Source organism: Paucibacter sp. DJ2R-2 (assembly GCF_025717675.1).
Classification (GTDB): domain Bacteria; phylum Pseudomonadota; class Gammaproteobacteria; order Burkholderiales; family Burkholderiaceae_C; genus Paucibacter_A.
On sequence record NZ_JAJIRT010000001.1, the window covers coordinates 1,627,848 to 1,649,098 of the forward strand.

The window sequence follows — 21,251 nt, forward strand, 5'->3', positions numbered from 1 at the left end:
GTCTGCTTAGTCTGCCCGGCGCCGCGCGCGCCAGGCCGCAGCCGCCACGCAGATCGCCCAGCAGATCCAGGCCGACCACAGGGTGTGGCTCACATAGTGCGCGCCGCGCGCCAGCTGGGCCCAGCCGAACAGGGTGCCGAAGACCAGCACACCGGACAGCCAGAGGCGGGCGATGGCCGGGCGATCCTGGCGCCAGAGGAAGAACTGGCTGAAAAAGGCAAAGGCCGCAATCGCGTGGCCCGAGGGGAAGCAATGGCCACCGCCGCCATCCTTGACGCCCAGCAGCCAGTGCGGCACATAGGGTGCGCTGCCGCCGAACTCTTGCAGATCCCAGGGGCAGCTGGTCTGGCTGATTTGCTTGAGCGCCGGGATGGCGACCAGGCAGGCCAGGGTCACCAGCAGCCAGAAGCGCCGTTCGCTGCGCGCCGGGCTGGGCAAGGCCGATCGGCCCGGCCGGGCGATCCAGGGCCGGATGGCGTCCACGATCAGGGCGATGAAGATCAGCCAGGCCAGGTTGCGCCCGCCCTGGTGGCCCAGGCCCGCCGTCAGCCAGGCCTCACGCCAGGCAAAGCCGCTGGCATCGCCGTAGAGGCGCGAGATGCTCAGGTCCAGGCCGCTCCATTCCCAGGCGGCCAGCAGGGCCAGGGCGATCAAGCTGAGCAGCAGATCACGGCGCCAGGCCGGCGCCGCGGCAGGCACGGGGGCGCTCATTTCGCCGCCCCGATCTTGCAGTTCTGAGCCAGGTTCCAGTCCGGGGCGAACACGCTGCTGTGCACGTCGAGCAGGCCCATCATGGTGTGGAAGAGATGGTCATGCCGGGTGGGCGGCTGCGGCTGGAGGGCGCGCTGGCGAACGCAGGCCATGTCCAGGCCGGCATTGGCACCGAAGCCCGGGCTGGCCCACATCAGCATGGGCACTTGCGTCTGCTGGCTGGGGGCGATGGCGTAGGGGATGCCGTGCAGGAAGAGGCCGTTCTCGCCCAGCGATTCGCCGTGGTCGGAGACGTAGATCAGGGCCGTGTCCACCTCGTCCGAGCGGGCCTTGAGCTTCTTGATCAGCTCGGCCAGCACATGGTCGGTGTAGAGCAGGGCGTTGTCGTAGGCGTTGACGATTTCTTCCTTGCTGCACAGGCGCAGATCGTCCTTCTGGCAGGCCGGCTTGAAGCGCTCGAAGGCCTCAGGGTAGCGGCGGAAATAGGACGGGCCATGGTTGCCCAGCTGGTGCATGACCCAGAGGTGGGTGGAGGCGGACTGGCTCTTGGCGGCGCTCAGGCGGGCGTCGAGGTCGGCAATCAGGCCTTCGTCCAGGCAGCGCTTGCCGTCGCACAGGCCGGGCGCGTTCTGCTCGCTCACAAAGTCATTGGGCAGGCCGTCGCAGACGCCTTTGCAGCCGCTCTGGTTGTCGCGCCACTGCACTTGCACGCCAGCGCGGGCCAGCAGGTGCAGCAGGGATTCGCTGCCGCGGATGCGGGCTTCGTCGTAATCGCGCCGGCCGATGGGCGCGAACATGCAGGGCAGGGAGGTTTCGGTGTTGGTGCCGCAGGCCTCGACCGGCGGCAGGCTGATCAGCTCGGGCAGCTGGGCCAGCTGCGGCGTGGTCTGGCGGGCATAGCCGTTCAGGCCCCAGTTGGCCGCGCGCGCGGTCTCGCCCACCACCAGCACCAGCACCAGGGGCTTGGCGCGGGCGCTCATCTGCGCGCCCGGCTTGGCGTCCAGGCCCAGGGGCTGGCGCGGCTTGGCCGCGCCCTTGAGGTCTTGCGCGATCACCGAGCCCAGGGACCAGATGTAGTTGGCCGGGGTGATCAGGTAGCGGATCTCCTTGTTGTTGCGCATCAGCGAGGAGAAGGGCTGGAACACCGACAGAACAGCCGCCACCGCTGTGGCCAGGGCCAGCAGCAGCACGCCCAGGCGCACCAGCACCGCGCGCTGCCAGCTGCGGCGGCGCACGATCTCCACCCGCCACAACGCCAGCAAAGGCAGGCCAGCCCAGAGCAGCACATGGCCGGCCATGCGCAGGCTCAGCAGCTCCGAGGCCTCGGCCGGGTCGGTGCGCAAGGTGTTGCGCAGCATGGTCGGGTCGAGGTAGACGCCGTAGGTCTGCATGTAGAAGGTGGCGCAGGCGGTGCCGATCAGCAGCACGGCGAGCACTGGCTTGATGGTCCAGCGGTGGGCCACCAGGCCGACCAGCAAGACATGCAGGGCCAGCACCATCACGCCGATGGCCAGGCCGAAGCTCCAGCTGCTGGCATCGCCGGCGACGCGGTCTTTGAGCGCAGCGGCGAAGAACAATCGGTTGGCGCTGAACAGCCAGAACAGGCTGGAGATCAGCAGCAGCTGTTCGACGCTGAGGGCCAGCGTGAAACGGCGCCGGGGGGAGGGGGACCCAGAGGTCCGGGAGGAGGCAAAGGCGGTCATTCCCGCATTGGAACCGATGCCGATGAAGCCACCCTTAAGGACTTGCCCCCGGCCCGCCTTTTCAGCGGGACGGGGGCAGATTTCAGCACCGCCGGGTGGCAGCGTGAAGTTCAGCGCCTAAGGGCGTGATCAGCGCGCGATCCAGGCGTCGGTCCAGTGTGCGCCCACACCGGGCTCGTAGGCGGTGGCATTGCTGCTCCACTGCCGGCACCAGCCCTCGTAGGGGAAGGGCTTGCACTCGTAGACCTTGCCGTTCTTGGGCTGCAGCACCTTGGTGCCGCCCTTGTAGCTGGCCAGGCTGTTCGGGAACACATAGTCATACGTGCTCGTACCGGCCGGCTTGACGGTGATGGCATAGGTCTTCTGCAGCACATTGCCACCGGCCTTGGGGCTGCCCTTGACCACCAGGTTGTAGGCGCCGGCGGCGGCGGGGTTGAGTGCCAGGTTCAGGGTCTGGCCGCTGTTGTTCAGCGAGACGCTGGCCTGGGCCTTGCTGTTGCCGGCGGCGTCGAACAAGGTGGCCGTCACATCCAGCTCGCCCACGGCGGTGACGCTGAAGCTGAGGTTCAGCGGTCCGCTGGCCGGCGCGGTGTATTCGGCGGCCACGCCGTTGACCAGCAGGTCGACATTGGGCGGCGGCGCCTTGTCGATCTGGATCTCCACCCGCTCCAGGCTGCTGTCGCTGCGCACAAAGACCTCGTTCTGGCCATAGGCCGGGCTGATGCTGCCGTCGGCGGCCTTCTGGCCGGCCTTGAGCTGGCTTTGCTCGGCATTGATGCGGCCGGCCAGCAGGTAGGGCCAGGTGTTGCGTTGGCCGTCCGTGCTGTTGGCGATGGTGATGCGGGTCTGGAATTCAGCGCGCTCGCCCTTGGCGTCAAACACCCGGGTGGCGACCTTGTCGCCGGTGGCCAGGTCCACCGACGGGTAGATGGTGCCCTTGGGGTTCCAGGTGAGGACGGGCGGCGTGCCGTCGAACGTGACGTCCACCAGGTTATAGAAGCTGTTGGGCGTGTCCGCCACCTCCCAGACGCCCAAGATGACCTGGTAGCCGCTGCGCGCCGGCACATTGCAGCTGTGGTTGACGGTCTTGGGTGGCTGCTTGCCGCCGCCATCCACAGTGCAGAAGGGCTGGGTCTCGAAGGAGGACCGGCTCAGCTTGAGGTTGGGGTTCCAGTCGGCGCGGGTGATGTAGTAACGCCAGTTGCGCGTGGCATGGTTGGCGGTGAAGGTCCAGGAGAAGGTCTGGGCGCCGGCCTTCATGGCGCGTTTGGTCCAGCGCGTGCTGGTTTGCTCGTCCAGGGCGCCGAACTGGGTCAGGCCGGCGCTGGCGATGCGGCCATCGGCCGGGCCGGTGGCCGGGTAGCCGGATGGCCCTTCCAGGCTTTGGGGTTCGTACTGCACGGGGCCGCAATTGCTGTTGCCGCCTTTGCTGCAGAGCAAGCTGCGCGACTCAGGCGCGCTGATGTAACCGTGGGCGGTGGCCAGGGCTGGCAGCGTGGCTGCCAGCAGGCCCAGTGCGAGGGTTCGAATGCGCATAACGTCCTCCTTGTTGGGGTCTGACGATTCTGCGCAGTGCGCACAGCGCGCACAAGTGGTTTTGGATTGGGGTTTATCTGGTTTTATATTGGTCTTATGTAACGTATGAAACCGGCGGTGTGTGCCGGCCACCGAATGTCAGCGCTGCGATCAAGGGGAGGGCGCCGGTGCTCACAGCCCCAGCCAGGGGCTGCGCGTGATCGAGCAGGCCAACATATAGGCCAAGGACAGCAAGGCCAGCAGATAGCCCAGGCTGCGGAACTCGCCCCGGCCCATGGCCCAGTGAGCGCAGACCGTGTAGACCACCAGGGCGATCAGCTTGGCCAGCAGCCAGCTGTCGCGCAAAAAGGGGTTCAGAAAGAGCAGGGCCCAGAGGCTCAAGCCCGTGATGGTCATCAGCGCGTCGATGCCGAAGACCAGCACGCTGAGGCGGCTGTCCAGCGCCCACTGGCCGCCGAACTGGAAGGCCAGGCCACGCACCAGGAACAGCGCCACGCTGCACCAGGCCAGCAGCACATGGATCTCGCTCATCTGCAGGTCAAAGGAATACATGGCGTGGGTCTCTGGCGTTCACGGCGCAAGCTTCGTCAGCGGGCCTTTGGCTGTCAAGAAGGGCGCGCTCGCACGGCCCTGGCGCATCCTCGTCAAGAAGCGATGGCATGGGCGAATGCGGCTTGCGCCAGGATGTTCGTGGTGTTGAGGTAGCGAAGACCGCCGGCTTCAAAGCTGGCGGCCTCGATCTGGTCCGGGTAAGCCAGCGGCAGTTCGGTGCAGGCCAGACAGACGGCACAGTCGCGGGCCTGCGCCGCTGAGCCGAGGGTCTGCAAGGCCAGGGCGCGGATCTGCGCAGCGGCGGCTTCAGGCTGCGGTGCCGCCTGCAGTTCCAGAATCAGCGGCAGCAGGGCCGCGCGCTCGGCACTGCCCGGCGCCGGCCCGCAGGACTCGATGCCCTGGCGCGCCAGGGCGGACGGCAAGGCCTGACCCCGCATGGTGGGCTCGGTGCCCAGGATCAGCAGACGGCGCAAGCCCAGCGCCGCCGCCTGCTCCGCCACCAGTTCAAACAGGTTCAGCACCGGCAGGCTCAGGCCGGCGGTGATGGCGTCGAAACGGTTGTGCGGTGTGTTGCTGGCGATCAGGGCGAAGTCGGCGCCGCTGGCTTGCAGGCGCAAGAGCGCCGCGCGGAAGTAGGCGTCGAAGCCGGCCCAGGAGGCTTCATCGCCCTCGATGCCGCGCAGGCTTTGGCTGCGAGCGATGTTCAGCGACTCGATGCTGAATTCGGGCATCTGCGGCGCGCCGGTAGGCCCCAGCCCGTGCTCCGTCGCTTGGGCGCGCGCCTGTGCCAGCTGGCACAGGGTCTTGTAAATCTCCACGGTCGAGCCCCAGGCCACGCCGCCGACGATGCCGATCTTCTTCATGGATTCCTTTCTCTTGCGGGCATTGTCACCGGCGGCTGTCAGCCTGCGGGCCGGCTTGCTATGCTGCGCAAGCCCTGGCCCCGCCGGGCCGTTTCATGCCTCACAGCTCAAGGAAACACGCCATGCCTCGTCTTGCCACTTCAAGTTTCGCCCTGGCCGCCGCACTGCTGTTCGCCGGCCTTCCTCACAGCGCCGAGGCCGCCGCGCCCCAGGTCAAGACCCAGGCGCCGGGCTACTACCGCATGATGCTGGGGGACTTTGAAGTCACGGCCCTGAATGACGGCACCGTCGATCTGCCCATGGACAAGCTCTTGACCGGCGCCAAGCCGGGTCAGGTCTTGCGCGCCCTGCAGCATGCCTACCTGGGCACGCCGCTGGAAACATCGGTCAACGGCTATTTGATCAACACCGGAGCCAAGCTGGTGCTGGTCGACACGGGGGCCGCCACCTTGTTCGGGCCCACTCTGGGCAAGCTGCTGAGTCATCTCAAGGCTGCCAGCTACCAGCCCGAGCAGGTCGACGAGATCTACATCACCCATTTGCATGGCGACCATGTCGGCGGCCTGCTCAGCGAGGGCAAGGCGGCGTTTCCCAATGCCGTGGTGCGCATCGACCAGCGCGAGGCCGACTACTGGCTCAGCGAGGCGAATATGGCCAAGGCCCCCGAGGCTGCACAAGGCGGCTTCAAAGGCGCCATGATGTCGATCAAGCCTTACCAGGAGGCCGGCCGCTTCAAGCCGTTCGAGGGTTCGCCGCAAGGCGTGGAGTTGGTGGCTGGCGTGCGTGCCGTGTCCACCTACGGCCACACGCCCGGCCACAATGTCTACGTGGCCGAAAGCAAGGGCCAGAAGCTGGCCATCTGGGGCGACCTGATGCATGTGGCCGCCGTGCAGTTCCCGGATCCTTCGGTGACCATCCAGTTCGACAGCGATTCCAAAGCCGCCCGCCCGCAGCGTGAAAAGGCCTACGCCGATGCCGCCAAAAATGGCTATTACGTCGGCGTGGCTCACGTCGCCTTCCCCGGCATCGGCCGCCTGCGCGCCGATGGCAAGGGCTACATCTGGGTGCCGGCGAACTACAGCAGCAAGCCCTGAACCTGAGCTTGGGAGGCGCGGCGGCGGCCCCCAAGTTCTAGGGGCAGCGAGGAAACAAAGCGTAAGTAATTCACGAACAGCGACAGCCCTCGCACAGAATGCCGGCGGCTTCACGACGCTACGGTGTCGTGAGCTCGAGTGCCTCTGTGGCTGCGCCTGATGGCTGGCGGCAGCGGGTGTGAATCTCACGGACTGTTGTGGTCCATGTCGTCGGTTTCGATTCTGGATTGGCCCTGATCAGGCCTCGCCCTCGGTGGGCGGGCGCCCGGCCCTGGCTTCGAACGAGCCCGGGAGTTGTTGTCGCTATGGCCCTGTCTGCCGCCGAGCCGTTTTTGAAGTCTGCACCTGCGGCCATCGCTGCGGGTGCCCGGCCGACATGGCCGCAGCCGACCCTGTCCTTGCGCCATCGGGCCAAGCGCAGCGCACTTGGCCGGCTGCAGCCCCCCTGGCAGCGTTGGCAGCCGCAGCACAGCCAGACCCAGGCTGCGGCCGCGATCGAGAGCGCAGCCCTCAGCGAGCAGGACCGGGCTGAGTTCTCCGAAAGAGGCTTGGCCCTGGACAGCGAGGCCTCGGTGGCCAGCGAGGGCCGCTCGGTGCTGAGCATTGCCAATGTGGCGGCCCATCACGCGGGCTGCTATGCCTCTTCGCAGCAGGCCTCCGATCCCGGGCTCAAATTCAGCCAGGGGCACAGCCACAGCAGCCTGAGCTTCTGCATCGATTTCAAGCGCCCCATCTCGGCTGTGCTGGATCTGCATCTGAGCGGCACGCTGCGTGTCAACGGCCCGCGCTCGGGCGTCTTGCCCTGGCCCTCGCGGGCAGCGGTGGCGGCTTATGCCCTGGGCTCCACCAGCGGTGGCGATCTGGCCGGCCGCGCCCGCTTGTTCCGCCAGCTGGGCCTGGCTCAGGAGCTGGAGGGCGAGGCCTTGCTGGCCCAGCTGCGCGCCTGGCCCTGCAGCGGCCAGCCCCAGTTGCAGACCTTTGGCGCCCGTACTGGCGCGCACATGCAGGATCTGGTGATCGAGCAGCAGCTGTCGGTGCAGGCCGACAGCCATTGCCTGGGTCCGGAGGATGGCGTCGACCCCTCGCTTTATGGCCGCCATCGCCTGAGCTTCGAACTCTTTTTGTTCACCGAGGCGCAGAACGGCGCTGTGGCCGACTTCTCACCGGGCCTGAGCCTTGAGGCCTTGCACCTGCCCGAGGACTGCGCTTTGAGCTTCGAGCCCGGCGCCGAGCTGCCCGTCCATGCCCTGCGTGAACCCGAGCTGCGGGCGGCCGGAGGCCTGTTGTCGCGCGGCTGGTCGGTCCTGCTGGGCCGCCGTGACGAGCGCGCGCCGCTGGCGCCCTGAGCGGCGCACCATCCCTTTGCCTCTGACACTTTTTTTCGGGATCTGCCTTTGTCTATGAACGTCTCTAACTTCTCGCACCGACCGGCTTTCCTTGAGCGAGCGCTGGTGGCCAGCGCGCTGGCCCTGGCGGCCGGCAGCGTGATGGCAAGCAGCACGCCCGAGCTCAATCGCTGGCATGTCTTCGAGAGCAAGACTTCGGCCGTGGCGGTGATCGACGGCCGCCTGCAGAACGACTTTCACCGCCACATCTTCGGCGATGGCCTGCTCGCCGAAGACAGCCTGGCCCGCCTGAATGCCGACGGCCGTTCGGCCGAGGCGCAGAACACGGTGGGCGCCGCCCGCCTCGGCAGCTTCAGCGCCGCGCTCCAGCCCTTGGCGCCCGACGCCACGATCAGCTTGGCGCACGGCTATTCCATGATCAGCTTCATGGCTTACCTGAGCAGCGCCGCGCCGGTCACCCTGGACCTGCACCTGAGCGGCACGCTGCAGACCCTGGGCGACCGAGCGGCCACCGGCAGCGATCCCTCGCGCGCTGTGGTGGCGGCTTACGGCGTGGGCTCGCCCAGCGATGCCAACGAGGGCGGCTTTGACCGCCTGTTTGCCAACATCGGCATCGATCCGAATCTGGAGGGCGAGGCCCTGCTGAATCAGCTGGCGCACTGGCCCACCTCATCTCAGCGCAATCTGCAGACGCTGGGTGTGCAGACCGACAGCCTGCAGCGCAGCGCCGAAGTGGACCAACGCTTCAGCGTCACTGCCGATTCGACCCGGGTCGATTGCCCGGCCGGTGTGGTCTCGCCGCTGTGCGGCAGCTACTACCTGCAGTTCCACCTCTTCCTGTTCACCGCGGCCGAGAACGGCGGCCTGGCTGATTTCTCGCACAGCCTGTCCGTCGATGCCATCCATGTGGCCGAGGGCACCAGCCTGAGCTTCGAGCCGGGCCAGGCCCTGCCGGTGATCACCACGCCGGTGCCCGAACCCAGCCCTGCGGTCTTGCTGGGCCTGGGCTTGCTGGCCATCGGTGGCCTGAAATCGCGCCGCGGCCACCGCAAGTCGGCCTGCGACTGAGCTTTCGCTCCCCTCGCGGGGCGTGGAGCGCACCGCCGAGGGCGGCGAGAGGGCCGAAAGGCCGGGTTTGTGGGTCTGTGCGGATTGCCGGGCCGCAGGTCATGGCGGACAGTGAGGGCAGTTCCATCACTTCAAGACCGCGCCGGCCATAAGCCGGGCGCGGCGGCCGCCTGTGAGCATTCCCGCCAACTCCGTTCCATTGCCCTTGAACCCCGGTGCAGCACCGGATGCCTCGTCATCCGCAGGCAGCAGCACGCCGCGCAGCGACCGCGCCTTTTTCGGCCACCCCGTGGGCCTGGGCTGGCTGGCTTTCTGCGAGCTGTGGGAGCGCTTCTCTTACTACGGCATGCAGGCTCTGCTGGTGCTCTACCTGAGCAACTACCTGTTCCTGCCCGAGAACATCGGCCATGTCGCTGGCATTGAAACCCTGCGCGCCTGGATCGAGGGCGTCACCGGCCCGCGCTCGCCGCAGCAGCTGGCCTCGGTGGTGTTCGGCCTCTACGCCGGCCTGGTCTACCTGACGCCCTTGTTCGGCGGCTTGCTGGCTGACCGTCTGCTGGGCCGCACCCGGACCGTCGTCATCGGCGCCAGCATGATGGCCCTGGGCCATTTCCTGATGGCTTTCGAGGCCAGCTTCCTGGCTGCCTTGGCCTGCTTGCTGATCGGCGTCGGCTGCTTCAAGGGCAATATCGCGGCCCAGGTCGGTGCGCTCTATGTGCCCGGCGATCAGCGTCGTGCCAGTGCCTTCCAGATCTTCATGCTGGCCGTGCAGGTGGCGGTGATCCTCGCGCCCATCGTCTGCGGCACGCTCGGTGAAAAGGTGGCCTGGCACTGGGGCTTCGGCGCCGCCGGCGTGGGCATGCTGATCGGCCTGGTGGTCTATCTGGCCGGCCGTCGCTGGCTGCCGCCCGAGGCGCCGCGGGTCAGCGCCGCCCGGAACAGGCTCGAGGCCAAGCCGCGCATGACGGCCAATGAGCGGGCCCGCTTGATCTTGCTGATCGCGCTGATCCCGGTGCTGATGTTGTCCATCGTCGGCAACCAGCAGTTCAACAATGCCTTCCCGCTGTGGTCGCAAAAGCATATGGACCTGGTCATGTTCGGCTGGCAGGTGCCAGTGACCTGGTTGCAGGCGGTGGACGCCTTTCTCAGCACGGCCACCATGATCGCCTCGCTGGCCTTCTGGCGCTGGTGGGCGACGCGCCGACGCGAGCCGGACGAAATCACCAAGATGGCGCTGGGCGCCCTGATGGCGGCCTGTGCGCCGGCCTTGCTGGTGATCGCCGCGGCTCAGATCGAGGCCACCGGTGAGAAGATCAGCTTCGCTTGGACGGTGGGGTATGCCCTGCTCAATGACCTGGGCTTTGCCAACATCCTGCCGGTCGGCCTGGCGCTCTATTCACGCGCAGCGCCGCGCCGGCTGGAGGGCTTGATGATCGGCATTTACTACCTGCACCTCTTCATCGGCAACTCTTTCGTCGGCTGGCTGGCGGGCCTGCTGGACGTGCTGCCGGGCACACAGTTCTGGGCCTTGCATGCCGTGCTGGTGGCGGCCGCGGGCGTGATCCTCGTGCTGGTCAAGCTGCTGCTGGGCCGGGTGCTGGAGCCGCAGCCGGCTGCTCAGCCGGCCTGACAAGCTGGCGCGCGGCCGGCTGCCTCAGTCACCGACCTGGTCGCTGGGGAACTTGAATGAATCGCGCGTCAGGTAGTTCATGGGCACATTGAGGTTCATGCTCTTGGGCGGGATCGGGGCCTCGAACCATTGCTTGTAGAGCTTGGCCACTTCGCCACTGCGGACCAGGCGGGCCATTTCTACGTCGACGAACTTCTTCAGCGCCGCGTCTTTCTTGCTCATCATGATGGACAGGGGTTCGATCGACAGCAGCTTGCCGACCACGGCAAATTCATCGGGCTTGGGTGCGCTGGCGCGGAAGCTGTAGAGCAGGATGTCGTCCATCAGATAGGCATCGGCCTGGCGCTTGTCGACGGCATTGAAGCATTGCTGGTCGTCGTCGCATTCCAGCAGCTTGATGCTCAGACTCAGGTCTTGCGCTTTGGCCTTGATCAAGGGCGCCGAGGTCGTGCCCTTGGTGGTGATGACGCGCTTGCCGCCCAGGTCTTCCACGCGCTCGATATTGGAATCCTTGCGCACCAGCATGCGGGTGCCGGCGATGTAGTGGGGGATGGTGAAGGCCATGCCCAGCTTGTCGCGGCGTTCGCGGTTGTTGGTGGTGTTGGCGCATTCCAAGTCGACCTGACCCTCGGCCACGGCCGGGAAGCGCTGCTTGCTGTCCACCGCCTTGTAGCGCACGCTCAGGTCTTTCAGCTTGAGCTCTTTCTTCATCCCCTCGGCCAGCTGCTTGCAGATCTCGATGGCATAGCCCACCGGCTGCTTGGCGCCGGGCAACTCGTAGGAAAAGGGGATGGCGTCGGCGCGGTAGCCGATCACGAGTTCGCCGCTGCTGCGGATGCTGTCCAGCGTGCCCGTGCCGGCCTGGGCCGGGGCTGCCAGGCCACTCGCAAGTGCGGCCGTGGCCGCGCTGATCAGAAGGGGCCAGGTCTTGCGCGGCAGCAGCCGGGCCGTGGGGGGGCGTTGTGTGGTCATTGCGGTATTTCGGGGCGCGGCACGCCCATGGGCCGCCGGCATGCCGGCACAAAGCGCAAGGCCGCCCAAGGCGGCTGCGCGGCTCGTCGGACGATAGCAGAGGTCAGAGCCAGCCCGGTGTAAGAGACTGTGAACTAGGCCGCAAGCTCAGAGCGCCTGCGCGGACTCGCTTTCAAAGCCCATCAAGGCGGCGGCCAGCTCTAAGGAACGCCAAAGGTGCGGCGGCATTTCCATGATCTTCTCGGGCGTCTTGGCGCGGGTGGCCCAGCTGAGGATTTCGAAGTGCTGCTCCGGACTCAGCAGCTTCAGGGCCAGCATTTCGTTCAGGGTTTGCATCGCAGCTCCTCGCGGCCTCCGGGCCTGTGGGTTCAGGCTAGCACATGGAGGCAGTCGGGCGTGTGGCAAGTCCTTGAGGGGCCTGACTCTTCCCGGCCAGCCAGCGCGGGACGCGGTCTGGCGTAAGTTGGGCGACGCCAAGTCCGCAGGGCCTTGGCTCTGTCCCAACTCGGCCCGGCCTTTGCACGCAAGTCGCGCACGGCGTTCACCGGGCGTCGCTTGATGCGCAGGAATCAAGCTCGGTCCCGGTTCACCCCTCCAGTCGTTTCTGGAAGACGAGGCCGGCGTGTTCGCGGAGGGCGTGGAACTTGATCTTGGGCCAGTTGGCTTCGATGGCGCGCAGCTCGGGGGCGTACTCGACCAGCACGGTGGGCGCGTCGACGGCGTCCAGGGCCATGCGGTGGTCGTTGGCGTCGATGAAGCGCTTGAGCTCTTTCTCGTCGTCGCAGGTGACCCAGCGCGCCACTTGGAAGCGGCTGCCGCTGATGCGCGCCTTGCAGCCGTACTCGTGCTCGAGGCGGTGGGCCACCACTTCGAACTGCAGCTGGCCCACGGCGCCCAGCAGCAGCACGCTGCCAGCCATGGGGCGGAAGACCTGGATCGCGCCTTCTTCGCCGAGCTGCTGCAGGCCGGCCTTCAGCTGCTTGGTCTTGAGCGGGTCGGCCACTTCGACCGAGCGGAACATTTCCGGCGCGAAGAAGGGCAGGCCGGTGAACTGCAGGGCCTCGCCTTCGGTGATGGTGTCGCCGAGCTGCAGCACGCCGTGGTTGGGAATACCGATGATGTCGCCGGCAAAAGCCTCGTCCAGCAGCTCGCGCCGCTGCGACAGGAAACTCACCACGGTGTTCGGGCGTAACTCCTTGCCCGAGCGCACCACCTTGAGCCGCATGCCGCGCTCGAAGTGGCCCGAAGCCACGCGCAGGAAGGCGATGCGGTCGCGGTGGGCCGGGTCCATATTGGCCTGAATCTTGAACACCACGCCAGTGAATTTCGTTTCCTCGGGCTTGACCACGCGCTGCATGGCGGCGCGCTCACCCGGCGGCGGGGCCAACTGCACCAGGGCGTCGAGGATTTCCTGCACGCCGAAGTTGTTGACGGCCGAGCCGAAGAACATCGGCGTCTGGCGGCCGGCCAGGAACTCGTCCAGGTCGAAGGTCGCGGCCGCGTCCTGCACCAACTCGATCTCGCCCTGCGCCTGCTCGTACTGCATGCCGAAGCGCTCGGCATAGGCCGGGTTGTTGATGCCTTCCAGGACTTCTTCGTCACCGGCCACGCGGTCCTCGCCGGGCGAGAACACGCGCATGCGCTCTTCGCGCAGGTCCATCACGCCGTGGAAATGCTTGCCCATGCCGACCGGCCAGGTGAAGGGCACGACGGTCATGCCCAGCTCGCGCTCGATCTCGTCCATCAGGGCCAGCGGGTCTTGCACCTCGCGGTCCATCTTGTTGACGAAGGTCAGGATGGGCGTGTTACGGGCACGGCAGACCTGCAGCAGGCGGCGGGTCTGCGGTTCCACGCCGTTGGCGGCGTCGATCACCATCAGGGCCGCGTCGACCGCGGTCAGCACGCGGTAGGTGTCTTCCGAGAAGTCCTGGTGGCCGGGGGTGTCGAGCAGATTGATGACGCAGTCGCGGTACTCCATCTGCATCACCGAGGAGGCGACCGAGATGCCGCGCTGCTTTTCGATCTCCATCCAGTCCGAGGTTGCGTGGCGCGAGGCCTTGCGCGCCTTCACCGAGCCGGCGATTTGAATCGCGCCCGAGAACAGCAGCAGCTTTTCCGTCAGCGTGGTCTTGCCCGCGTCCGGGTGGGAAATGATGGCGAAGGTGCGGCGACGCTTGACTTCGCTCTCAATATGGGACGGGATGTGGTCGGGCTGCTGATCGGCGGACATGGGTGCGGCGCGCAGCGGGGCAGCGCGGGTCGGCGAAAGGGGCGGATTATCGCAGCAGACGCTTCAAGCCGGCGCGCCCTCGGCGCGTTCCAGGCGGCAGGCATAGCAGCCATAGCCCGCAAAGCGCGCCAGCACGAAGGCCACATCCGGGCGCGCCAGCATCGCCTGCAGCAGGGCCTCGGCCTGCTCCTGCGGTACGACCTGACCGTCGACGATGGTCTCCGCCGCCGAATGGGCGCGCAGCACGAAGCTGGCGCCAAGGTAGGGGCTGTCGCCGACCCAGGGCCGGGTTTGGAGGTTTGGCGTTTCGTCCGAGGCCTCGGCGAGCACAAAGACCGGGCCGTACTCGCGGTAGGGGCCGGGCTGAGAAAAAGGGCCATAGCTGGCGAGGATCAGGGCCTCGCCGGGGCGGGCGCGCCGCAAGACATCGCGGCAGGGCTCGCCACCTTGAGCGATGTGGTGCTCAACCGGCTGGCCCAGGTCGTCGCGGCCTTGTTCGCGCACTTGCTGAAGAAAGCTGGCGCGGATGGGCGCGATGCGCCAGGGCATGGTCTGGATTCGGGTCTGTGAGGCATTCATGGCGCGAGTGTCTTTGCGCTGCCGGCGCACGGCCACCCGATTCTTGCGCCTTGGCCGCGCACGCCAAGGCTCTGCATAGGTGGCTCGCGCTGTGGAAACAATGTCACGTTGGGCGGCCATCGCACGAAGCTTGTTCGCTCTCTCGCGGGCAAGGCCAAAGCTATTGCGGCTTCGATGGACCCTGTGTTCTGAGGTGCCAAGCCTGGACGTTCTGTCCTTCGTTCTCGATCGCATCAAGGTCGAGGTCAGCGCCCATGTGCTGTGCGCTAAATAGCCTGAGGCGCCAGCTGGGCCCCCTCCGGCGTCGTTTCATCAGGCCGGCGCTGGACGGAACGGCGGGTGCTGGCTACGCTGCGGCCACTTCAGCCAACGCCCGGACCCCGCCATGCCCGTCAGCCACCGCCTTCACCTCGCCGCAGCCTCCCGTCCTGCGCTCCTGTTGCGCCGCTCCCTGTTGTCGCTGGCCCTGGGTATGGCCTACGCCGGGTCGGCGTCAGCGGCGACCCCGGCAGTGCCTGCGAGCGCTCCGGCAGCGGCCGATGGCGACGAGGCTCGTATCGCCCGCGTGTTGGCCGGCTTGAGGCCGCCGGTCAGCTTTGTCGGTGACCGCAGCTGGACGCTGCAGGAGCGCATGAAGCACTACGGCGTGCCCGGCCTCAGCATCACGGTGATTGACAAGAACGGCCTGGCCTGGACCCGCGTCTACGGCCTGGCCGACCGCGAGGCGGGCCTGCCGGTGCGGCCGGACACCTTGTTCCAGGCGGCCTCCATCAGCAAGCCGGTGGCGGCCGTGGCGGCCCTGACCCTGGTGCAGGAAGGCAAGCTGGCCTTGCAGGAGCCGGTCAATGCGCGCCTGAAGGCCTGGCGCATCCCCGACAATGCCTGGACCGCCCAGGTGCCGGTCACCCTGGCCCACCTGCTCAGCCACACCGGTGGCCTCACGGTCCATGGCTTTGGTGGTTATGCACCGGGCCAGACCCTGCCTGATGTGACTGCCGTGCTGGACGGCAAGCCGCCTGCCAACTCGGATGCCGTGCGCGTGAATCAGCTGCCGGGCCAGGCCTTTCGCTATTCGGGCGGCGGCTACACCGTGGCCCAGCTCTTGATGAGCGAAGCCGACGGCCGGCCCTTTGCCGAGCTGATGCAGCGCCGCGTGCTGGGCCCGCTGGGCATGGCTGAGAGCACTTTCGCCCAGCCTTTGCCGGCGCCGCTGCTGGCGCGCGCCGCGGCCGGCGTGCTGCCGGATGGCCGCGCGGTGCTCGGCAAGCGCCACAGCTACCCGGAGCTGGCCGCCGCGGGCTTGTGGACTACCTCGCAGGACCTGGCCCGATTCGCCTTGGGCGTGCAGGCCGCCTGGCGCGGCGACAAGACGGCACTGCTGTCCACACCCATGGTCAAGGACATGCTCAGCCAGCGCGCCGGCAGCGGCTACGGCCTGGGTTTCGGTCTGCCCGAGGAAGAGGGCGAGGTCTATTTCGCCCACGGCGGCTGGAACGAGGGCTTTTGCGCCAGCCTGATGGCCCACCCGAGCGCCGGCGTCGGCATGGCCATCATGATCAACGCCAACCAGCCGGCCTTGATGGATGAACTGCGCCGTGCCGTGGCTTTCGAGTACCAATGGCCCGGCTTCAAGGCCCACCAGGCGCTGCCGGCCAGCGCGGAAGCCCTGGACAAGGCGCCCGGCCGCTACCGCGTCAACGCTGAGCAGTTCATCCAGATTACGCGCAAGGGCGAGCAGCTCTTCATGGCTCATGGCGGCGACACGGCGCGCGAGCTGGTGCCGGTGGCTGGCGGGCGCTATCTGCAACGCGAGCAGGACGAGGCGCGCAGCTTCGCCCCTGATGCCCAAGGCCGCTGGCAGTTGAAGCTGGAGCGCCGAGACGGCACAGCCCAGGTGCTGGCCCGCCTGGCCGAGGCCGAGCGGGCGCCGCGCGAGCTGCTGCTGGCGGGCGAGGCCAAAGCCGCCTTGGCGGCCTACCGGGCCCTGCGTGATGCCGGTGACGAAGCCGGCAGCGAGTCCTATCTGACCAACCAAGGCTATCGCGAACTGCGCGGCGGCAACAAGGCGGCAGCGCGCGCCCTGCTGGACTTGAACGCCCAGCTCAACCCGGAGTCGGCCAATGCCTGGGACAGCCTCGGCGAGGTTCTGCTCAGCCTGGGTGACAAGCAGCAAGCCGCCGCGGCCTACCGTCGCGCACTGGCACTGAAGCCTGAGCTGCCCTCGGCCAAGGCAGCCCTGGCCGCGCTGGAGCCGGCGGCGCGCTGAGCACCCGGGCGGCCCCCCCTCAGCGCCCGCTGCTCATGCCATAGCGCTGGGCCAGGCGGGCCACCGTGCCGCTTTTGATCAGCCGCTGCAAGGCCTCATTGATGGAGGCCAAGCGCCAGGCCGAGGCGGGCGAGACCAGGCATTGGGTGTCGGTGATGGAGAAGCTGCGGCTGCTGATGTGGAAGCGTTCCCGCTCCTGCGGGTAGCGTTTGAAATAGCCGGCAATTTCCACCTCCGAAGTGATCAGGGCATCGGCCATGCCAAGACGCAGGCGCCGGAACAGCAGGTCCACCTGGCTCTCGTCAAGCCGGGTGACCAGGCCAGTCTCGAAGGCAGCTTGCAATTGCGGGAACTGGTAGCCCAGCAGCACGGCAATGCGCCGACCCTGCAGATCCTGGTCGCTCTCGTAGTTCAGCGGCGCTGCGCTCAGGGACACCACCCGTTCGACCTGGGGCACCACGGCCACGGTCCAGTTGTCGCCCGTGCCCGGCAGCCAGAGCGGGCTGAAATAGCAGGCGATGTCGGCGCCGCCGCCCATCACCGTGGCCTGCATGCGGCGGCGTGAAACCAACTGATGCTGGGCCGTTGTGCCCAACTCGGCCGCGATCAGATCGCCCAGCTCCTTGAGAAAGCCGCCGCTGAGCTTGTTCGGGCCGCTGACGGTGAGCAAAGGGTAGGCCATGGCCTCGGTATGGGCCATGCGCAGCGGTGGCGGACGCACGGCCGGCTCCGCTGCGTGCAGCGGCAATGCATACAAAGCCATGGCCAAAGTCGCAGACCAAGCGCTGCGGGCCTTCATGCCGGATGCCCCAAACCGCCCGTCCAGGCGCTGCGCACCTGGGCGAGCAGGCGGTCCACCGCTGGCTCGCGCGCGCCCGCCGCGACGACCGGGCGCAGGGCCTCGCGCGTGGCCGCCTCGCCCTGCAGATGCAGCATCAACCAGGTGGCCAGCAAGGGCGCGGCCAAGCCGCCGCTGGCGGTGGCCACGGGACCGTGGGCATGAAAGGGCTCGTTCTCCAGAACGCGCACACCGGCCTCCAGAAGCCACGGGCGGGTGGCGGCGTCGCAGCAGGCCGGCATGTCGCCTAGCAGGCCCAGGCGGGCCAGCAGCAAGGTGCCGGAGCCGAGGGCGCCGATGCGCTGGCGCAAGGGGTCGAGCTGCAGGCGGTCGAGCAGGGCTGAGTTCTCGGCCAGTGCGCGGTTGTAGAGGTTGGAGCCGAAGAGCACGGCCTCGGCCTCGTTGGCCCATTCCAGGGGCCGCTGCAGCTGAAGCTGCACTCCATTCATCGAGCTGATGGCGTTGCCCGGCCCGCACAGCTCGGCCGAGCAGCCCAGGGGGCGCAGGCGGTTCAGCAAGCCCAGGGTGGTGAAGCAGTCCAACTCGTCGAAACCGTCGAAGCAGACGATGGCCACCCGCGTGGCGGCGGGTGCGTTCAGACCGGTGGGGGTGACTTCACGCATGGTCGGATTGTGAGCCCGGGGTTACATTGCGCGCCACTCCCCGGCGCATTTGTGCGCCATGGCTTTCCCTATTTTCTTGAGCTGACATGTCCGCCATACCCGTATTTCCGCCTCCGGGCGCTTCGATCGACACCCGACGCTGGGCCTGGTTGCCCCCGGTGGGAACCTGGGGCTACTACACCTTGCTGGCCGCCATCGGCATGCTGATCCTGGGCCCGTTGGGCGGCATCGCCGCGGCCTTCATGAACTTCTCCATCGGCTTTTATGTCGGTGGGCAGGTGCTGGCCGGCATCCTGGGTTCGGTGGTCACCTACGGCTACGGCGCCGAGGGCAAGCATGGCGCCAACTACATCCAGACCACGGCCGCCTCCGTGGCCGGCATGATGGCCATGAGCACCCTGATCCAGGCCATGGCCTGGATGGGCATGCCCGAGGTGCCGGCTTGGCAGCTGGTCACCTACATGCTCTGCATCGGCATGATGGCCGCCGGCATCGGCATGCTCTACACGCCCATCCTGGTCGAGCGCATGCAGCTGACCTTCCCCTCGGGCCTGGCGGTCGCCAACATCCTGCGCGCCTTGACCGACCCGGTGCTGCTCAAGCAATCGGTGTCGCGCCTGTTCGGCGGCATGGGAGCCGGCCTGATTGGCGGCATCGGCGCGGCCAAGATCGCGGTGCTGGGTGCGATCGAGCTGTCCACCTCCACCTTCGGCGCCGGTCTGATCGTCGGTGCCCGGGTCGGTATTCCGGCCATCGTCGGCGGCGGCATCTTCTGGGCGCTGGCGCCGTATTTCGTCAGCATCGGCTGGTTGAAAGAAGGCGAGCCCTTCCGCAAGATCGCTTTCCTGATTGCCCTGGGCATGATTCTGGGCGCAGCCGTGGTCGACCTGAGCCTGATCTTCTGGCGTGTTGCCCGCCGCCTGACCCAGCCGGGTGAGCGCGTCGTGGTGCCCGAGGAACAGCGCACCGGCCCGCGCGCCAGCCTGCCGCGCCTGCTGGCCTGGGTGGGTGTCTGGACCGTGGCCACCATCGTCTGCGGCGTGCAGTTCTTCAACGAGCCCCTGGGCTACATGATCTTGGCCGTGGCCCTGGTTTATCTGTTCGTCATCGTCAACGGCATCTCTTTGGGCCTGACCGATTCCAACCCGATCTCCAGCGCCTTTGTCGTCACCGTGCTGATCCTCGCCAGCATCGGCCTCAAGGACCCGATGCTGGGCCTGCTGGCGGCCATGGTGGTGTTCGTCTCGGCCAGCGTGGCCGGCGATATGCAGCAGGACCGCTCGACCGGCTGGCGCCTGGGCTCGAACCGGACCCTGCAATTCCGCTTCCAGGTGGCCGGCCTGCTGCTCGGCTCGGTGCTGGCCGTGGCCGTGGCCAAGTTCTTCATGACCGCCTACCCGGTGCTGCAGCTGGACCAGACCGTGATGAGCGCCGACCAGGCGCCCGCGCAATGGACCTCGGCCATGACCTACAAGTTCGTCGGCGCCCTGCGCAGCCTGACCGAGCCCAAGCCCTACCAGACGCAGGCCATCCTGATCGGCGTGCTGATCGGCTTCGCAACCGAGCTGCTGCGCAAGATCATCAAGGCCAACAAGAGCTACCAGCGCTTCGCTGCGGGCAGCAAGGCCGGCTTCGCCACCGACTTCATGCTCGACGCGGTGGTGCTGCCCAGCCCTTACGCCTCGTCCTTCGGCGGCTTCGTCAATCTGCACACCTCGATGTGGTTTGCTGCCGGTGGTGTGATCTCCAGTGCCATCAACACCCTGGCGCCGAAACCCAAGCCGGGTGAGAGCGAGCTGCCTTCGGACATGAGCAGCACCTCCCTGGTCGGCGGCGGCTTGATTGCCGGTGACGCCCTGGCCGCGCTGGGCCTGGGCTTGGCGGGCATGGCGGCGGTGCTGGGTTGATCGGCCATGGCTGATCTGTCTCCCGCCGAAGTGGCGCGCGTTCGCGCCCTGGTCGAGCGCGCCGATGAGCTGGCCGACGAGGGTGAGTTCGAGGCCGCGCTGGACCTGTTCGAGCAGGCGCTGGAACTGCTGCCCGAGCCCTGGTCTGCCCATGCTCAGGCGCGGACCCTCTTGTTCTCGATCGCCGATATGCAGTTCCTGCTGGAGGACTTTGAAGCCAGCGGCGAGACCTTCAGCGCCTTGCTGGCCAGCTTCGAGTCGGCCCGGGCCGAGCCCTTGCCGCAGCTGCGCCTGGGCCAGTGCCTCATGGAGCAGGGCCGGGAGGCCGAGGCACTGCCGCATCTGCAGGCGGTGCTGAAAAGCGCGGGCGAGCAGGCTTTCCGTTACGAGGATCCGAAGTATCTGGAGCTGGCCCGCCGCGCCTGAGGGCCGGGGCGGCCCGCTCAGGCCAGGCTGATCGTGCTGGCCAAATGGCTGAACACCTCCGCCACGCGGCGCAGGTGTCGGGACTCGGGATGGCTCAGCAGCCACAGCTCGCTCTGCGCTTCATCGATCGGACGGCCCAGCTGACGCAGCCCCGCTCGCTGCTGCGCCAGGAACAGGGGCAGCACCCCCACCCCCAGACCCAGGGCCACCAGCTCCTGCACCGAAAGAATGCTGCCGACCTGGTACTGCGGCGTGATCTTGGGCCAGTGGCGTTTGCGCCAGAGCACCGAGGGGTGCTCCGGCAAGGCCTCGTCGGGCGCGACCCAGGGGCACTCGGCCGCCAGCGCATCTTCGAGGCTGCTCAGCGGGCTGCCTGCCGCTACGAACAAGGCCACACGCAATGGTCCCAGGTGGCGGCCGATCAGGTGCTCAGGCGGGCGGCGGGTGGCGCGCAGTGCGATGTCGGCATCGCGCCGGCTCAGGCTGGCCAGTTCGTTGCCCGTGTGCAGCTCAAAGCCCAGACGGGGATGGCGCGCTTGCAGGGGCTTCAATGCCGGGGCCAGCAGGCCGTGCAGCAAGGTGTCGGTGCTGCTGATGCGCACGGTGCCGCCCAGCTGTTCGGGCTGCAGACGGGCGGCGTTTTGTGCGGCCTCGAGCTGGGCCTCGATCTGCTCGGCATGCGCCGCCAGTTGCAGGGCCAAGTCATTGGCCTGGTAGCCTGAGCGAGAGCGTTCGAACAGCCTCTGCCCCAGGCCGCGCTCCAGCTTTTGCAGGCTGCGGAACACGGTCGAAGCGTCCACGCCCAGGCGTTCGCCGGCCGCCGCCAGCGTGCCGCCGCGCAGCAGTGCCAGCATCAGTTTGAGATCGGCGGCACTCAGAGTGAATTGCGTGGGCGCAATAGACATTT

The 21,251-nt window shown here is 67.5% G+C and carries 19 protein-coding genes; 7 read left to right on the forward strand and 12 right to left on the reverse strand.

The features are described 5' to 3' along the window. Window positions 1-6: 6 nt before the first annotated feature. From LNV28_RS07065 to LNV28_RS07085, 5 genes are all read right to left on the reverse strand, one after another. Entirely contained in the window at window positions 7-711 is a 705-nt protein-coding gene (locus LNV28_RS07065) for a phosphatase PAP2 family protein (protein WP_263515761.1), read from the reverse strand. Continuing rightward, window positions 708-2,414, reverse strand: coding sequence for a phosphoethanolamine transferase (locus tag LNV28_RS07070; RefSeq protein ID WP_263515760.1), 1,707 nt, complete (start codon window positions 2,412-2,414; stop codon window positions 708-710). The genes LNV28_RS07065 and LNV28_RS07070 overlap by 4 nt, the downstream gene beginning before the upstream one ends. Window positions 2,415-2,543: 129 nt before the next feature. Continuing rightward, window positions 2,544-3,950, reverse strand: a complete 1,407-nt coding sequence (gene gbpA / locus LNV28_RS07075; RefSeq protein WP_263515759.1) for an N-acetylglucosamine-binding protein GbpA — start codon at window positions 3,948-3,950, stop codon at window positions 2,544-2,546. 171 nt (window positions 3,951-4,121) lie between these two features. Continuing rightward, entirely contained in the window at window positions 4,122-4,502 is a 381-nt protein-coding gene (locus LNV28_RS07080; protein WP_263515758.1) for a SirB2 family protein, read from the reverse strand. Window positions 4,503-4,594: 92 nt separating this feature from the next. After that, on the reverse strand, window positions 4,595-5,365 hold the full coding sequence (locus LNV28_RS07085) for an aspartate/glutamate racemase family protein (protein WP_263515757.1): 771 nt from the start codon (window positions 5,363-5,365) through the stop codon (window positions 4,595-4,597). A 122-nt stretch (window positions 5,366-5,487) separates the two neighbouring features. Between LNV28_RS07085 and LNV28_RS07090 the strand changes: the two genes are divergently transcribed. The 4 genes from LNV28_RS07090 (at window position 5,488) to LNV28_RS07105 (ending at window position 10,503) form a co-directional block, all read left to right on the forward strand. Further along, the gene (locus tag LNV28_RS07090) at window positions 5,488-6,459 is read left to right on the forward strand and encodes an MBL fold metallo-hydrolase (protein ID WP_263515756.1); all 972 of its coding nucleotides are present in this window, start codon (window positions 5,488-5,490) and stop codon (window positions 6,457-6,459) included. Between the two features lie 305 nt (window positions 6,460-6,764). After that, window positions 6,765-7,805 (forward strand): hypothetical protein, encoded by a 1,041-nt coding sequence (locus tag LNV28_RS07095; protein ID WP_263515755.1) that lies wholly within the window; start codon window positions 6,765-6,767, stop codon window positions 7,803-7,805. 54 nt (window positions 7,806-7,859) lie between these two features. Continuing rightward, a complete protein-coding gene (locus LNV28_RS07100; RefSeq protein WP_263515754.1) occupies window positions 7,860-8,873 on the forward strand; it encodes a PEP-CTERM sorting domain-containing protein in 1,014 nt (337 codons plus the stop codon). Between the two features lie 172 nt (window positions 8,874-9,045). After that, the gene (locus LNV28_RS07105) at window positions 9,046-10,503 is read left to right on the forward strand and encodes a peptide MFS transporter (protein WP_263515753.1); all 1,458 of its coding nucleotides are present in this window, start codon (window positions 9,046-9,048) and stop codon (window positions 10,501-10,503) included. 24 nt (window positions 10,504-10,527) lie between these two features. On the opposite strand, the gene LNV28_RS07110 is transcribed toward LNV28_RS07105, so the two are convergent. The 4 genes from LNV28_RS07110 to LNV28_RS07125 all read right to left on the reverse strand — a co-directional run bounded on the left by LNV28_RS07110 (window position 10,528) and on the right by LNV28_RS07125 (window position 14,284). Continuing rightward, window positions 10,528-11,475, reverse strand: a complete 948-nt coding sequence (locus tag LNV28_RS07110; protein WP_263515752.1) for an amino acid ABC transporter substrate-binding protein — start codon at window positions 11,473-11,475, stop codon at window positions 10,528-10,530. Between the two features lie 147 nt (window positions 11,476-11,622). Further along, on the reverse strand, window positions 11,623-11,811 hold the full coding sequence (locus LNV28_RS07115; RefSeq protein ID WP_263515751.1) for a hypothetical protein: 189 nt from the start codon (window positions 11,809-11,811) through the stop codon (window positions 11,623-11,625). Between the two features lie 250 nt (window positions 11,812-12,061). Next, window positions 12,062-13,705 carry a peptide chain release factor 3 gene (locus LNV28_RS07120; protein ID WP_263515750.1) on the reverse strand — a complete coding sequence of 548 codons (1,644 nt, stop codon included), beginning with the start codon at window positions 13,703-13,705 and terminating at the stop codon, window positions 12,062-12,064. Window positions 13,706-13,768: 63 nt separating this feature from the next. Further along, window positions 13,769-14,284: a DUF1203 domain-containing protein gene (locus tag LNV28_RS07125; RefSeq protein WP_263515749.1), complete on the reverse strand. Its 516-nt coding sequence runs from the start codon at window positions 14,282-14,284 to the stop codon at window positions 13,769-13,771. Between the two features lie 385 nt (window positions 14,285-14,669). Here LNV28_RS07125 and LNV28_RS07130 point away from each other — a divergent pair, with 385 nt between their 5' ends. Continuing rightward, on the forward strand, window positions 14,670-16,550 hold the full coding sequence (locus tag LNV28_RS07130) for a serine hydrolase domain-containing protein (RefSeq protein ID WP_263515748.1): 1,881 nt from the start codon (window positions 14,670-14,672) through the stop codon (window positions 16,548-16,550). 19 nt (window positions 16,551-16,569) lie between these two features. Here LNV28_RS07130 and LNV28_RS07135 read toward each other — a convergent pair whose 3' ends face one another. Beyond that, a complete protein-coding gene (locus LNV28_RS07135; protein ID WP_263515747.1) occupies window positions 16,570-17,313 on the reverse strand; it encodes a substrate-binding periplasmic protein in 744 nt (247 codons plus the stop codon). Between the two features lie 32 nt (window positions 17,314-17,345). Continuing rightward, window positions 17,346-18,011 (reverse strand): DJ-1/PfpI family protein, encoded by a 666-nt coding sequence (locus tag LNV28_RS07140; RefSeq protein WP_263515746.1) that lies wholly within the window; start codon window positions 18,009-18,011, stop codon window positions 17,346-17,348. A gap of 86 nt (window positions 18,012-18,097) precedes the next feature. Between LNV28_RS07140 and LNV28_RS07145 the strand changes: the two genes are divergently transcribed. Both LNV28_RS07145 and LNV28_RS07150 read left to right on the forward strand, forming a co-directional pair. After that, a complete protein-coding gene (locus LNV28_RS07145) occupies window positions 18,098-19,918 on the forward strand; it encodes an OPT/YSL family transporter (RefSeq protein ID WP_263515745.1) in 1,821 nt (606 codons plus the stop codon). A 6-nt stretch (window positions 19,919-19,924) separates the two neighbouring features. Continuing rightward, window positions 19,925-20,344: a tetratricopeptide repeat protein gene (locus LNV28_RS07150; protein WP_263515744.1), complete on the forward strand. Its 420-nt coding sequence runs from the start codon at window positions 19,925-19,927 to the stop codon at window positions 20,342-20,344. A gap of 17 nt (window positions 20,345-20,361) precedes the next feature. Here LNV28_RS07150 and LNV28_RS07155 read toward each other — a convergent pair whose 3' ends face one another. Beyond that, window positions 20,362-21,249, reverse strand: a complete 888-nt coding sequence (locus tag LNV28_RS07155; RefSeq protein WP_263515743.1) for a LysR family transcriptional regulator — start codon at window positions 21,247-21,249, stop codon at window positions 20,362-20,364. Window positions 21,250-21,251 lie beyond the last annotated feature (2 nt).